This is a genomic window from Lelliottia sp. JS-SCA-14 (assembly GCF_035593345.1).
Lineage (GTDB): Bacteria > Pseudomonadota > Gammaproteobacteria > Enterobacterales > Enterobacteriaceae > Enterobacter > Enterobacter wanjuensis.
Genome location: NZ_CP141606.1, coordinates 2,516,211 through 2,531,442, shown reverse-complemented (window position 1 = coordinate 2,531,442; position 15,232 = coordinate 2,516,211). Strand labels below are relative to the sequence as shown.

General features: G+C 58.2%; 10 protein-coding genes. 3 read left to right on the top strand and 7 right to left on the bottom strand.

All coding sequences use genetic code 11. From position 1 onward, the window contains the following. Positions 1-2: 2 nt before the first annotated feature. Positions 3-575 (bottom strand): flavin reductase family protein, encoded by a 573-nt coding sequence (locus U9O48_RS11850; protein WP_285157215.1) that lies wholly within the window; start codon positions 573-575, stop codon positions 3-5. Between the two features lie 174 nt (positions 576-749). Here U9O48_RS11850 and U9O48_RS11845 point away from each other — a divergent pair, with 174 nt between their 5' ends. Together U9O48_RS11845 and nhoA are read left to right on the top strand one after the other, a co-directional pair. Beyond that, positions 750-3,674, top strand: coding sequence for an HD domain-containing phosphohydrolase (locus tag U9O48_RS11845; RefSeq protein WP_416382223.1), 2,925 nt, complete (start codon positions 750-752; stop codon positions 3,672-3,674). 87 nt (positions 3,675-3,761) lie between these two features. Further along, positions 3,762-4,607: an N-hydroxyarylamine O-acetyltransferase gene (nhoA, locus tag U9O48_RS11840; RefSeq protein ID WP_324722544.1), complete on the top strand. Its 846-nt coding sequence runs from the start codon at positions 3,762-3,764 to the stop codon at positions 4,605-4,607. A 98-nt stretch (positions 4,608-4,705) separates the two neighbouring features. Here the strand turns inward: nhoA and narI are convergent, their stop codons facing one another. The 6 genes from narI to U9O48_RS11810 all read right to left on the bottom strand — a co-directional run bounded on the left by narI (position 4,706) and on the right by U9O48_RS11810 (position 13,607). Next, the gene (narI, locus tag U9O48_RS11835; RefSeq protein WP_282495162.1) at positions 4,706-5,386 is read right to left on the bottom strand and encodes a respiratory nitrate reductase subunit gamma; all 681 of its coding nucleotides are present in this window, start codon (positions 5,384-5,386) and stop codon (positions 4,706-4,708) included. Continuing rightward, positions 5,383-6,078, bottom strand: coding sequence for a nitrate reductase molybdenum cofactor assembly chaperone (gene narW, locus U9O48_RS11830; protein WP_324722543.1), 696 nt, complete (start codon positions 6,076-6,078; stop codon positions 5,383-5,385). Before narW ends, narI begins: the two co-directional genes overlap by 4 nt. Continuing rightward, a complete protein-coding gene (narH, locus tag U9O48_RS11825) occupies positions 6,078-7,622 on the bottom strand; it encodes a nitrate reductase subunit beta (protein WP_324722542.1) in 1,545 nt (514 codons plus the stop codon). Before narH ends, narW begins: the two co-directional genes overlap by 1 nt. Beyond that, positions 7,619-11,359, bottom strand: coding sequence for a nitrate reductase subunit alpha (locus U9O48_RS11820; protein ID WP_324722541.1), 3,741 nt, complete (start codon positions 11,357-11,359; stop codon positions 7,619-7,621). Before U9O48_RS11820 ends, narH begins: the two co-directional genes overlap by 4 nt. A 69-nt stretch (positions 11,360-11,428) precedes the next feature. Further along, a complete protein-coding gene (locus tag U9O48_RS11815) occupies positions 11,429-12,820 on the bottom strand; it encodes a NarK family nitrate/nitrite MFS transporter (RefSeq protein WP_282495166.1) in 1,392 nt (463 codons plus the stop codon). Positions 12,821-13,031: 211 nt separating this feature from the next. Continuing rightward, on the bottom strand, positions 13,032-13,607 hold the full coding sequence (locus U9O48_RS11810) for a TetR family transcriptional regulator (protein ID WP_285148853.1): 576 nt from the start codon (positions 13,605-13,607) through the stop codon (positions 13,032-13,034). Positions 13,608-13,722: 115 nt separating this feature from the next. Between U9O48_RS11810 and U9O48_RS11805 the strand changes: the two genes are divergently transcribed. After that, on the top strand, positions 13,723-15,210 hold the full coding sequence (locus U9O48_RS11805) for an MFS transporter (protein WP_324722540.1): 1,488 nt from the start codon (positions 13,723-13,725) through the stop codon (positions 15,208-15,210). The last annotated feature ends 22 nt before the right edge of the window (positions 15,211-15,232 follow it).

Sequence of the window (15,232 nt, the reverse complement as noted above, 5' to 3'; positions counted from 1 at the left end):
GTTTACTCCGGCGCTTTCACCATCTTCCCGCTGGTCACAAAAGTTCCCGCCCCCAGGTGGTGCAAGGTATTCCGGCTGTCACTGTTGAACTGCCAGCGTCCGGCGACGAACGCCATTTCATCTGCCGCAGCGGCCACCACTTCGCCAAACAGCGTATCGTATTTCTCGGCGGCAGAGGTCGCAGGCAACAGGCGGCACTCCATCCACGCCAGACACTTCTCTTCAATCACCGGCAGGCCCAGCACCGGGCCATTCATCGCCGGGATCCCATAGGCGTTGAACTTGTCTTCGTCGCGACCGCTAATGCTGCCGACGGCGTAGGTCCAGTTCGCTGCAGCGACACCCGGAATCACAATCCCGAACATCCCGCTGCGTTCAATCAGCTCACGGGACCACGCGCTTTTGTCGACCACGATCGCAATCCGCGGTGGTTCGAATTCGACGGGCATTGACCAGGCGGCAGCCATCACGTTGCGTCGGTTTATGGTCTCGTCGCGGCTGGTGATCAACACCGTAGGGCCGTGATTCAGAAGACGGCTCGCATGTTTTAATTCGACGGGGCGGAAGTGGCTCACAGGAACTCCTCAGACTGGGGCGATAGGGCATTAAACGACTGAACCGAGGGTGAAAGCAAGCGGCATCCGGCGTGCGCGGCTGAGAAGAGAATTATCATGGATCTACGACTAGCATATTTCCGGGTTATGCCATACTGATCAATGAGAAACACAGTTTCAGGACGCCCTGATATGCTGCCAGATACACTGTCCCGCCTGAAGTATCGCCATCCTTTGCATCTCCAGATTGCGACGCTTTTTACCTTGCTGATTGTCATTATTGGCTCGGTCATCGTTATGTTTAGCTACAGCCAGCTGACCCGCCTGACGGAAAACAGCACCAACCAGCAATATCAGAAAACCGGTGAGGCCGTTGCGACCGAACTGGATGCCGTGACGCGCGGGATGATGATGTCCGTCAATCTGCTTGCCGGTACGACGATCGCCGACGCCACCTCGCCAGAACAGCGCATGCTGTCCGTCGGGAAGTTGATCGACATATTGCGCCAAAACGACTACGCCAGTTCGGTTTATGTGGCCTGGCCTGACGGGGGTTTTTTTATGTTGCGGCGCATAACAGAAGCCAATCGCCGCTTTTTCCAGGTGCCCGATAATGTGCAGTGGCTGGTGCAGAGCAACAGGCTGGTCGCCGGGAAATCTGAAAAACGCTTGATGTCCCTCAACGAGCAGTTGCAGGTCATCGGCACGACAACGGCCGCTAACGATCCGTTCGATCCTCGCACACGTCCGTGGTTTATTCAGGCATCTAAAACCTCAGATCTTATTACCTCTCCTAACTACCGATTCCATAGCACCGGCGAGACCGGGTTTACCTACAGCAGGCGGGTGGATAACCAGCAGGCGGTGCTCGGGCTGGATGTCTCCCTGGCTTCTCTGTCTCAGTTTCTGAAACAGCAGGGATTACCCGCAGGCAGTCAGGCCGCCATTGTTAACGCCGCGAATGAAATGATTGCCAGCCAGCCGCCGCTTAACGGCGGTGAAAAGGGGTTCAACCAGCTGGAACGCTCGCCGGTGTTAAATACGCTGTCCGGCTTGCCCGCTGAAAATGCGGGTAAAAGCAGGCTGTTTAACGTCGACGGCCAGGACTGGTACGGTTCGGTGGTGAATATTGATAACAGCGGAAATCACTACCGGCTGATTATTGCTACGCCGTCGGCGCTTCTGACGGCAGACGCGAACGCGATCCGCAACAATGCCACCCTGATCGCCTTTGTTCTGCTGCTGCTCAGCCTGCCGGTGGTCTGGTACTTCTCCCGGCGGATCTCCAGGCCGCTGATCCGACTGTGCAAAGATGCCGAAGCCATCAGTACGCTGACCTTCAATGAAGGTGACGCTGAGCATTCCGTCATTGAAGAGGTGGATGATTTGCACCGGGCGATGGCAAAAATGAAGCGCACCCTGAATCAATTTATCTCGATGGGCAGCATCCTGTCGGCCAGAGACAATTTCCCGCAGCAGATGCAGGGGCTGTTGAATGAAACCACCGAAATCGCCGCCATGAACGGCGGGGTAATTTATCTGGCGGATAAAACGCAGCATATCTTCACGCCCGTGGCCGTTAATCGCGAAAGCCTGACGTTGACCCAACCAGAGATGGAGGCGATGCAGTTCGATGAGCGGGGTACGCCTGCGTTCGCGCAAATCCGCGAAGGCCAGTCTGTCAGCGGCGTTTTTGATCTGCAATCGAATCCCACAGCCGTGCCCGCACCGCTGCGCGCCTTTTTGCAGTCTTATCATCGGGTCTCGTACATTGCCGTCCCCATGCAGACCCACGACGGCCACCTGCTGGGATTCCTGCTGTTGCTTAATTTCCACGAGATGAACGCAGAACGGCAGGCGAAAAAAATGCAGCTGGTCAACGCCCTGATCGGCAGTATGTCTGTGGCTATTGAAACCCAGTACCTGCTGCAGGAGCAAAAACATCTCCTGAATGCGTTTATCGAGCTGATCGCCGGTGCCATCGACGCCAAAAGCGCCTATACGGGCGGCCACTGTCAGAGGGTTCCTGAAATTACCAAAATGCTCGCCCGCGCTGCCGTGGAGGCGAAAGAGGGACCATTCGCCAGTTTCACGCTCTCTGAAAATGAGTGGGAGGAGTTACACACCGCCTGCTGGCTGCATGACTGCGGGAAAATCACCACCCCGGAATTTGTGGTGGATAAAGCCACCAAACTGGAGCTGATTTACGACCGCATCCATGAAATTCGCATGCGCTTTGAGGTGCTAAAACGCGAAAAAGAGATCGCCTCGCTGCGAAGCCGCATTCCGGACGCCTTGCTGGCAGAACCGGATCGACAGCTGGAAGAGGCGCTTAGGAAACTGGATGAGGATTTTTACTTTATTGCACAGTGCAATATTGGCGGCGAGTTCCTGCCTGACAGCGCTCTGGCGCGCATTCAGGAGATTGCCGGTTATCAGTGGACGCGAACCCTCGACGACACCGCGGGCGTTTCCAGCGCCGAGCTGGCGCGCAAAACCCGTCAGCCCGCACAACCGCTGCCCGTGCAAGAGCCCATCCTTGCCGATAAAGAAGAGCACGTGGTTTACCGTGATACCAAAAGTCATCTGCCAGAAAGCTACCAGTTCCGGCTGCGGGAGCCCGAGCATCTCTACAACTATGGTGAGATTTACAACCTGTCGATCCGCAGAGGCACGCTCACGGACGAGGAGCGCTACAAAATCAACGAGCACATCATGCAGACCATCATCATGCTCAAAAAACTGCCTTTCCCACGAACTATGGCTAATGTGCCGGTGATCGCCGGCGGCCATCACGAGCGCATGGACGGGAAAGGGTATCCTTATCAGCTGCGCGAAGAGCAGATGAGCATTCCGGTCAGGATGATGGCGATTGCCGATGTGTTCGAAGCGCTGACCGCGGCCGACCGCCCATATAAACCGGGGAAACGACTTTCAGAGGCGCTGAATATTATGGTGATGATGGTCAACGAGAATCATCTCAACCGGGATCTGTTTATTCTCTTCCTGCAATCCGGGGTCTGGAAAACCTACTCGACGGCCTTTTTGCAGGGGGCGAACGTGGATGAAGTCGACGTCGGGAAATTGCTGGATAAGGTGGAGCTCAGGGTGGCAGTGTGACGGGGATAAAGATGAAAAGCACTTTTGCGCCAGTGGATGCGCGAAAATAGTTTATAAACAGGGAATATCTCTATAAGGAACCCCACTATGTCCCCATTTCTGAGCGCTTATTTTGCCCGTATCAGCTGGCAGCAGCCGGTCTCTGTGGATATTGAGAGCCTGCGGGCGCTGCATTTGAGCCACAACTGCGCTATTCCGTTTGAGAATATTGACGTGGTGATGACCCGCGAGATCCAGCTCGACGATCAGTGCGTGATGGACAAGCTGGTTTCCGCGCGCCGCGGCGGCTACTGCTTTGAGCAGAACGGATTGTTCGAGCGCGTGCTGCGCGAAGTGGGCTTTGAGTTGCGCAGCGTGCTCGGGCGCGTGATTCTGGCGAATCCGCCGCAAATGCCGCCGCGTACGCATCGTCTGCTGCTGGTGGAACTCAACGGCGAGCGCTGGATTGCGGATGTCGGATTCGGCGGCCAGACGCTGACCGCGCCGATTCGTCTCATCACCGGGGAAGAGCAGGCGACGCCGCACGGCGTTTATCGTCTGATGAACGAGAATAACGACTGGGTGTTGCAGTTCCGCCATCATGAGCACTGGCAGTCGATGTACCATTTCGACCTGGCGACGCAGTATTTCACCGATTACGTGATGGGCAACTTCTGGTCCGCCCACTGGCCGCAGTCCCATTTCCGCCACCATCTTCTGATGTGTCGTCACCTGCCGGACGGCGGCAAGCTGACGCTGACCAACTACCACTTTACCCACTGGCAGGGCGCTCGCGCTGTGGAAACGGTCAATCTGCCGGATGCCAGTGCGTTGTATGTCGTGATGCAGGAGCGTTTTGGGCTGGGTGTGGATGATCCGAAACACGGGTTTTCATTGACGGAATTAACGGCGGTGATGGCGGGGTTTGATACCCATCCGGAAGCGGGGAAATAGCGGTCAATGTCGGGTGGCGGCTTCGCCTTACCCGACCTACAAAACAAAGCGAACAAACTAAACCGTAGGCCGGATAAGCGCAGCGCCATCCGGCGCAATCAGCGCCGCGATCTCACCACCTGATACCGTCGCGTCAAATACTCCACCGGCGCGCTCCAGACGTGCACCAGCCTGGTGAACGGGAACAGCAGGAAGATGGTCATCCCGAGCACCAGATGCACGCGGAAAATATAGGCCACGCCGTCGAGATGGGCCGATGCGCCGCCGTGGAAGGTCACCACCGCCTGCGCCCAGTCGACCAGTTTCAGCATTTCACTCCCATCCGGATGCTGCGCGGAGAACGGAATCGTCGCCAGGCCGAGAATACACTGCACCAGCAGCACGCAGAGGATCAGGATATCCGCCGTCGAAGAGGTCGCGCGAATACGCGGATTGGTTAAGCGCCTCACCAGCAGCCCCGCACCGCCGACCAGCGTCAGCACGCCGCAGACCCCGCCGAGGATCATCGCCATCAGCTGTTTCTGCGACATCGGCAGAAACCACGAATAGACCCAGTGCGGCGTCAGCATCCCGAAGGCGTGGCCGAAGAAGATCCCCAGAATGCCGATGTGGAACAAATTCGACCACAGCACCATCCCGCGTTTATCCAGCATCTGGCTGGATGACGCGCGCCAGGTGTACTGCCCGTAGTCGTAGCGCAGCCAGCTTCCCAGCAGGAACACCGTCCCGCACAGATACGGGTAGATGTCGTAAAAGAAGACGTTCAGATAGTGCATCATTTCGGGCCTCCGGCGCTGACGTCCACGTACTGAGGCGCGACGTCCTGGCTAAAGCGTCGTTGATATTGCTGCATCGGCGAACTGTCGCACGCCGTGGCGTTGTCCTCGATAAACTTGACCTGTTCCTCTTCCCACACGGCGTCCAGCGCCTGACGGGTGTCATCCCGCTGTTCCGTCGCGACCTGTTTCGTGACGCTGTCACTTGTCAGCTTGCTGGCCGCAAGCGCCAGCAGGGCGTCAAACAGCTGATACTGCGGCACATCGCGTTGTTTTAGCCGCCCGCCGATCAGCGCCAGAATCGGCGCGACGTTCTGCAAACCCTCGCGCGCCTCATCGTCAGAAATGATACTCAGATACTCCAGATAGAGCGGCAGATAGTCCGGCAGCTCACGGCAGTCGAGGGCTAAACCGGCTTTCTCGTACTGGCCCATCAGATCGACCATCGCCTGGCCGCGATCGCGGGACTCCGCATGAACATGCTCGAACAGCAGGAGCGACGTCGCGCGCCCGCGCTCGAACACCTCACACCACTGCGCCTGTTTATCGAGCAGCGCCGCGCCGAGATGCTGCTGCGCAAACGGCAGCAGCTGCGGCGCATCCTGGGCGATCAGGGAGAGGGCTTCGTCGCGACTCTCCCAAAGCAGCTCGTCCGGGTATTCAATGAGCAGGGCGATAATTTTCAGAATGCGCATTACTCTCCCTCCCCGTGTTCACGCACCTCGGAAATATTGATGGCGTCAATGCGCTGGCTGTTGAACAGATTGAATTTGGTGTCGGAGCCGTGGCAGCCGTCGCCGAAGGTAAAGCCGCAGCCGTTTTTCTCCGGGAAGGCATCGGCGGCCATTTCACGATGGCTGGTTGGGATCACGAAACGGTCTTCGTAGTTGGCAATCGCCAGGTAGCGGTACATCTCTTCCACCTGTTCCACGCTCAGGCCCACTTCGTCGATGGCGCGGGTATCGGTCACGCCTTCCACGGTTTGCGAGCGTTTGTAGTGGCGCATCGCCATCATACGTTTCAGGGCGCGCAGCACCGGGCCGGTATCGCCCGCACTCAGCATATTGGCCAGATACTGCACCGGAATGCGCAGGCTTTCGACGGCAGGCAGAATGCTGTCGGTCTGCGGCAGACCACCGGCATCGGCGTAAGACTGGATCGGTGACAGCGGCGGCACATACCAGACCATTGGCAGGGTGCGATATTCCGGATGCAGCGGCAGGGCCAGCTTCCAGTCCATCGCCATTTTGTAGACCGGCGAGCGCTGGGCCGCGTCGATCACGTTCTGCGGGATACCCTGTTTCAGCGCTTCCTCAATCACCGCCGGATCGTTCGGGTTCAGGAACACGTCGCACTGACGCTCGTACAGATCCGTTTCATGCTCGGTGCTGGCCGCTTCTTCTATGCGATCCGCGTCGTACAGCAGCACGCCGAGATAGCGAATGCGCCCGACGCAGGTTTCCGAGCAGACGGTTGGCTGGCCGGACTCAATGCGCGGATAGCAGAAGATGCATTTTTCTGACTTGCCGCTCTTCCAGTTGAAGTAGATTTTTTTGTACGGACAGCCGCTGATGCACATGCGCCAGCCGCGGCATTTGTCCTGGTCGATCAGGACGATGCCGTCCTCTTCGCGTTTATAAATCGCGCCGCTCGGGCAGGTGGCGACACAGCTCGGGTTCAGGCAGTGCTCGCACAGTCGCGGGAGGTACATCATGAAGGTGTTTTCGAACTGGCCGTACATCTCCTTTTGCATCTTGTCGAAGTTACGGTCGCGGGCGCGTTTCTCGAATTCACCGCCAAGCAGCTCCTCCCAGTTTGGGCCGCCGACGATTTTGTCCATTCGTTTGCCGCTGATGAGCGATCTTGGACGCGCGGTCGGGAGATGATCGCCCTCCGGCGCCCGGTGCAAGTCCTGATAGTCAAAGGTGAAGGGCTCGTAATAGTCGTCGATGCCCGGCAGCGACGGGTTGGCGAAGATTTTCGACAGCACGCCCACGCGTCCGCCGAGGCGTGGGGTCAGTTTCCCGGTGATCCCGCGCACCCAGCCGCCTTGCCACTCCTCCTGATCTTCCCAGTTTTTCGGATAGCCGATGCCCGGTTTGGTTTCGACGTTGTTAAACCACGCGTATTCCATCCCTTCGCGCCCGGTCCAGACGTTTTTGCACGTCACCGAGCAGGTGTGACACCCAATGCATTTGTCGAGATTCAGTACCATGCCGACCTGTGAGCGTATTTTCATTTTTTCGCCTCCTGTACCTGATCCCGACCTTCGCCATCCAGCCAGTTAATGTTTTTCATCTTGCGGATCATGATGAATTCGTCGCGGTTCGAACCGACGGTGCCGTAGTAGTTAAAGCCGTAAGCTAACTGTGCGTAGCCGCCAATCATGTGCGTCGGTTTCGGGCAGACGCGGGTGACGGAGTTGTGGATACCGCCGCGTCGTCCGGTCACTTCCGAGCCCGGTATGTTCAGAATGCGCTCCTGAGCGTGATACATCATGGTCATGCCCGGCGGCACGCGCTGGCTGACGACCGCGCGAGCGGTGAGAGCGCCGTTGGCGTTGAAGGCTTCGATCCAGTCGTTATCTTCAATGCCTAACTCGCGGGCATCCGTTTCGCTGATCCACACGATCGGGCCGCCGCGCGACAGGGTCTGCATCAGCAGGTTTTCGCTGTAGGTGGAGTGAATGCCCCATTTCTGGTGCGGCGTGAGGAAATTCAGCGCTTTTTCCGGGAAACCGTTCGGCGGGATTTCGCGCATGTGGGTCACGCTGCGGGTGTCGATCGGCGGACGATAGGCCACCAGGCTTTCGCCAAAGGCGCGCATCCACTGGTGATCCTGATACAGCTGCTGACGGCCCGACAGGGTGCGCCACGGGATCAGCTCGTGGACGTTGGTGTAGCCGGCGTTATAGGAAACATGCTCGCTTTCGATGCCGGACCAGGTCGGGCTGGAGATGATTTTGCGCGGCTGGGCCTGGATATCGCGAAAACGAATCTTCTCGTCTTCTTTGTTGATCGCCAGATGGGTATGGTCGCGGCCGGTAAATTCGGCGAGGGCTTTCCAGGCTTTGACCGCCACGTGGCCGTTGGTTTCCGGGGCAAGGGACAGGATCACCTCCGATGCGTCAATCGCCGTATCAATCAGCGGACGCCCTTTGCACGGGCCGTCGAGCTTGACGTAATTCAGCTTGCCGAGGAAATCGACTTCGTCCTGGGTGTTCCACGAAATGCCTTTCCCGCCGTTGCCGAGCTTGTCCATCAGCGGCCCGAGGGAGGTAAAGCGCTCGTACGTTTCCGGATAATTACGTTCGATGACGGCGATGTTTGGCGCGGTTTTACCGGGAATCAGATCGCATTCGCCTTTGCGCCAGTCCTGAATATCAAAGGGCTGCGACAGCTCTGCCGGGGAGTCGTGCTGCAACGGCTGCAACACCACGTCCGTTTCCGTACCCAGATGGCCGACGCAGACTTCGGAAAACACTTTGGCGATGCCCTTGTAGATATCCCAGTCGCTGCGGGACTCCCAAGCCGGATCCACGGCGGCCGAGAGCGGATGAATAAACGGATGCATATCCGAGGTATTCATGTCGTCTTTCTCGTACCAGGTGGCGGTCGGCAGGACGATGTCCGAGAACAGACAGGTGCTGGACATGCGGAAATCGAGAGTCACCAGCAGGTCGAGCTTCCCTTCGATGGCGGCGGTTTGCCACTCCACCTCTTCCGGTTTGACGTCGTCGGTCGAGCCGAGATCGTCCCCCTGAATGCCGCTCTCGGTGCCGAGCAGGTATTTGAGCATGTACTCGTGGCCTTTCCCGGAGGAGCCGAGCAGGTTCGAGCGCCAGACGAACAGATTGCGCGGGTGGTTTTTGCCGTTGTCCGGCTGCTCACAGGCAAAGCGCAGATCGCCCGATTTGAGCGCCTGAACCGTGTACTCCTGCGGGGACATTCCGGCGGCATCGGCGCGCGCTTTGATGTGCAGCGGGTTGAGCGACAGCTGCGGGGCGGACGGCAGCCAGCCCATCCGCTCGGCGCGCACGTTAAAGTCGATCAGGTGCCCGGTGAATTTCGACGGATCCGCCAGCGGGGAGAGCAACTCCTGGGCGGTGAGTTTTTCGTAGCGCCACTGGCTGGCGTGGTTGTAGAAGAACGAGGTGCTGTTCATCTGGCGCGGCGGGCGGTTCCAGTCGAGGGCAAACGCCAGCGGCAGCCAGCCGGTTTGCGGGCGCAGCTTCTCCTGGCCGACATAGTGCGACCAGCCGCCGCCGCTCTTGCCGACACAGCCGCAGAAGACCAGCATATTGATCATCCCGCGGTAGTTCATGTCCATGTGATACCAGTGGTTCACCCCCGCGCCGAGGATGATCATCGAGCGACCGTGGGTTTTGTGAGCGGTATCGGCGAATTCACGGGCGATCTGCTCGATATGACGACGCGGCACGCCGGTGATCTGCTCGCCCCAGGCCGGGGAGTAGGCTTTGATTTCGCTGTAATCCCCGACGGCGTTGGCATCTTCCAGGCCACGATCTAAGCCGTAGTTTGCCAGAATCAGATCGTAGACGCTGGCGACCTGCTGCTGACGGCCATCGGCCAGCGTCAGGGTTTTCGACGGCACTTTGCGGATCAGCACCGGGTCCTGTTTCACGCTGCGAAAATGCGGGTTTTCGTTGCCGCCAAAGTAGGGGAAGGCCACGTTCGCAATATTGTCGTGAGTAATCAGCAGCGAGAGCGTCAGCTCGGTTTCCTGGCCTGCTGCCAGCGCTTCGAGGTTCCATTTGCCTTTTTCGCCCCAGCGGAAACCAATCGAACCGTTCGGCGCGACCAGCCCTCCGGCAATATCAAAGGCCACGGTTTTCCATTCAGGATTGTTCTCCTCGCCCAGACCTTCGGCCAGATCCGAGGCGCGCAGCATCCGTCCCGGCACCAGACTCCCGTCGTCACGCGCATCGAGCATCACCAGCATCGGCATGTCGGTATAGCGGCGGCAGTAGTTGAGGAAGTAGTCGCTGGGGTTATCGAGATGGAATTCCCGGAGGATCACGTGGCCCATCGCCATGGCCAGGGCGCTATCGGTGCCTTGTTTCGGGGCCAGCCACTGATCGCTCAGCTTGGCAACTTCCGAGAAGTCCGGGGTGATAGCGATGGTTTTGGTGCCTTTGTAGCGCACTTCGGTGAAGAAATGGGCGTCCGGGGTGCGCGTCTGCGGCACGTTCGAGCCCCAGGCGATGATGTAGCTGGAGTTGTACCAGTCGGCGGATTCGGGGACGTCGGTCTGCTCGCCCCAGGTCATCGGCGAGGCAGGCGGCAGGTCGCAGTACCAGTCGTAGAAACTCAGACAGGTCCCGCCGAGCAGCGAGAGATATCGCGTCCCGGCGGCGTAAGAGACCATCGACATCGCGGGGATCGGCGAGAATCCGGCGACGCGATCCGGGCCGTAATGTTTAATCGTCCAGACGTTAGCGGCGGCGATCAGCTGGTTAAGCTCTTTCCAGTTCGAGCGAATAAATCCGCCGTGGCCGCGCGCTTTTTTGTAGCTGCTGGTCTTCTGCGGATCGCTCATGATGGCGTTCCACGCCAGCACCGGGTCGCTGTGCTGGCCCAGCGCTTCGCGCCACAGCTCGATCAGTTTCCGGCGCACCAGCGGGTATTTCAGGCGGTTAGCGCTGTAGAGATACCAGGAGTAACTCGCCCCGCGCGGACAGCCGCGCGGTTCATGGTTGGGTAAGTCGGGGCGGGTGCGGGGGTAGTCGGTTTGCTGCGTTTCCCAGGTCACCAGGCCGTTTTTGACGTAAATCTTCCAGCTGCAGGAGCCGGTACAGTTCACCCCGTGGGTGGATCGCACTATTTTGTCGAACTGCCAGCGCTGGCGATAGCTGTCTTCCCAGTCGCGGTTGGTGTGCATCACCTGACCGTGGCCGTCGGCGAAGGTCTCGCCTTTTTGTTTGAAATACCGAAAGCGATCCAACAATTTACTCATGACGTTTCTCCTGACGGGGCGACGCCCACCCCGTGGTTACACTGCTCACAAATGTGTCGATCTGAATTGTTATGATTTGACGTGTTTCTGTCGGCGGCCATAGACCAGCCAGGTGACGAACACGCAGACGATATAAAACACGAGGAAGACTTTCATCGCGCCGACGGGCGAACCGGTCATTGCCAGCGAGGTACCGAATGCTTTAGGAATGAAGAAGCCGCCGACCGCGCCGATGGCGGAGATAAACCCGAGCGCCGCCGCGGTGTCCGACACCGCTTCCTGCTGGGCTTGCTCTTCGCTGCCGCCGCGCAGTTTGACGTTGTAGATAGTGATCTGACGGAAGATGACAGCGATCATCTGGAAGGTGGAGCCGCTGCCTAACCCAGCAGTGAGGAACAGGCCCATAAACACCAGATAGAAGGCGGTGAAGTTGCCAGAGCCGGAGCCGGGGAGCGTCAGGAACAGCAGGGCGCTGAAGACCGCCATCAGGATAAAGTTCACCAGCGTGACGCGTACGCCGCCGAGTTTGTCCGACACCACGCCGCCCGCCGAACGCGCCAGCGCGCCGATGAGCGGGCCGAAGAAGGCGAGATGGAGAATGTTCACATCCGGGAACTGGGTTTTCGCCAGCATCGCAAAGCCCGCGGAAAAGCCGATAAAGGAGCCGAAGGTCGCCAGATAGAGCAGGCTCAGCAGCCACAGGTGCGGCTGTTTCAGCACCGGCAGCTGGCTGGCAATCGAGGCTTTCGAGCTGGCGATATCGTTCATGCCGAAAAAGGCGGCGAGGGTGGCAATCAGCAGCAGCGGCGCCCAGATCCAGGCGGCGTTGGCCAGCGACAGCACAGAGCCGTCCTCCTGCGGCACGCCGTGAACGCCGAGAAACGCGAACATCGGCAGGAAAATCACCGCCGGGGCTACCATCTGCATCACGCTGACGCCCAGATTACCCAGCCCGCCGTTAATCCCCAGCGCGCTGCCCTGTTTGGCTTTCGGGAAGAAGAAACTGATATTACCCATGCTGGAGGCGAAGTTCGCCCCGGCAAATCCGCACAGCAGGGCGATGGTGATAAAGACCCAGTACGGCGTAGCGCTATTCTGTACGGCGATCCCGAGCCACACGCAGGGAACAATCAAAATCACGGTGCTTAATATTGTCCAGTAACGACCGCCAAATATTGGCACCATAAAGGAATAGGGGACGCGCAATATAGCGCCGGAGAGGGAAGGTAATGCGGTTAACATGAAAAGCTGATCGGTGGTGAAATTAAAGCCGACTTTATTAAGATTGACCGCAACAGCACTAAATAACATCCAGACGCAGAAGGCGAGGAGCAGACAAGCGACCGAGATACACAGATTTCGTCGCGCGATGTGTTTGCCTTTATTTTCCCAAAATGCCGCGTTTTCAGGTTTCCAGTTATTTAAAAGATAATGATTATTTTTCTCACTTTGTTGTGACATATCGCCCTCGTACTTACCCGTAAAAAACAGAAAAGAGAAGTGAAAACAGTCAGATGGCTGACGTTATGCGATTAAGATTTTTGGAATTTTTCAGATGCTTCTGAAAGGATAGATAAGAAAGCGAATCCCTGAGTTTGTCAGGGGAAAGATGATTCGCTTTATGTGTTACCAATTGTAAAATATTGCGGTTTTTAATACTCAGAAAGGAGTATTAAAACAATTCGAGGGTAATTAATTTATCCAGATGGCTATTAAAGGCGGCGTCATCCATTTCTGGCATATTTAACACATAGATACCGTCCAGTCCGCAGACTAAACCAATCAATCGCCAGGCGATATTCTCTGCGCGATCGGAGAGGGTAAAGGCGTTTGCCTCGGCGCCCGCGCGGATAATGGCGACGGTTTCCTGATGCCACATTTCCATCGTCACCACATAGGCACTTTTAATTTCCGGATCGCGACTCGCGAGGATCTGCGCTTCCCGCCACAGGCGGATGTAGGGCTCGAACGCGCCGTCATCGCTGCCGAGCATGGCGTGCAGGCGCTGTCGCCAGTCGGCGTTTTCACCGACGATTTCGGCATCCAGCAGATCGCGAATCAGACGCACAAAGGCCAGGGATTTGAGCTCACCAGCGCTGGCAAAGTGGTGATGTACCTGTCCGGAAGCGATACCGGCCTCGCCGGCAATGCGCCGCACGGTCATGGCGCTAAACCCTTCGCTCAACGCGACGCGCATCGCGGCCTGCAGGATATCTTCCCGCCGTTCGTCCTTGCTCAAATAGCTCATTTCAACTCACTCTCAATGGCGACCAAACGAGTGTAACAAAAAGCTGGACACGCGTTCAACTTTCCGTAGGATCGCATCCTGGACACGTGTCCAGATTCAGTTTAAAGGGAAATTTATGTTTCAAAGGTGGTTAGCGTTAGTGATTATCGTGCTGGTCTATATTCCGGTCGCGATTGACGCAACGGTACTGCATGTCGCCGCGCCGACGCTGAGTATGACGCTCGGGGCCAGCGGTAACGAATTGCTGTGGATTATTGATATTTATTCGCTGGTGATGGCGGGCATGGTGCTGCCGATGGGCGCGCTTGGGGATCGCATTGGCTTTAAAAAGCTGCTGATGCTCGGCAGCGTGCTGTTCGGCCTGTCGTCCCTGGCCGCGGCGTTTGCCCCGTCCGCCGCCTGGCTGATTGCCGCCCGTGCGACGCTGGCGATTGGCGCGGCGATGATTATCCCGGCGACCCTGGCGGGTATTCGCACCCTGTTTGTCGAGGCGCGTCACCGCAATATCGCGTTAGGCGTCTGGGCCGCGGTCGGTTCCGGCGGGGCGGCATTTGGTCCGCTGGTCGGTGGCCTGCTGCTGGAGCACTTCTACTGGGGATCGGTGTTTTTGATCAACGTCCCGATCGTGGTGGTGGTGGTCGCCCTGGCGGCGCACTTTGTACCGAAACAGCAGGGACGCCCGGAGCAGACGCTCAATATCTCTCATGCCCTGATGCTGATCGTGGCGATTTTGCTGCTGGTCTACAGCGCTAAAACCGCTCTCAAAGGCACGCTTTCTCCGGCGATTGTGACGGGAACCCTCCTGACCGGCGCGTTGATGCTGTTTATCTTCGTGCGCATCCAGCTGCGGGCCAGCAAGCCGATGATCGACATGCGCCTGTTCTGCCACCGCATTATTTTGAGCGGCGTGGTGATGGCGATGACCGCGATGATCGCCCTGGTGGGCTTTGAACTGCTGATGGCCCAGGAGCTGCAGTTTGTCCACGGCTTTACGCCGTTTGAGGCGGGCATGTTTATGCTGCCGCTGATGGTCGCCAGCGGATTTAGCGGGCCGATTGCGGGCGTGCTGGTAGGTAAACTCGGGCTGCGACTGGTCGCGGCGGGCGGTATGGGACTGAGTGCGGTGAGCTTTATTGGGCTGTCGATGCTCGATTTCAGCACCCAGCAGTGGCAGGCCTGGAGCCTGATGGTGCTGCTGGGGTTCAGCGCCGCAAGCGCACTGCTGGCCTCAACTGCTGCGATCATGGCGGCGGCACCGAAGGAAAAAGCGGCCGCAGCAGGTGCGATCGAAACCATGTCCTACGAATTAGGCGCGGGTCTTGGGATCGCGATTTTCGGTCTGCTGCTCACCCGCAGCTTCTCGGCGTCTATCGAGCTGCCGCAAGAGTTGAGCGGTTCCCTGGCTGAAAAAGCCGCGTCGTCCATCGGTGAAGCGGTGAAGGTCGCGCAGGATCTCTCGCCGATGCTGGCCGAAGCCACTATCGAGGCCGCCAAAACCGCGTTTATCACCTCGCACAGCGTCGCGCTCGGTAGCGCGGGTGCCATGCTGCTGATACTGGCGACCGGGATTTGGTTTAGCCTGGCGAAGGTGGAGCAGAGGTAACAGAAAGCCTGGTGGCGCTGCG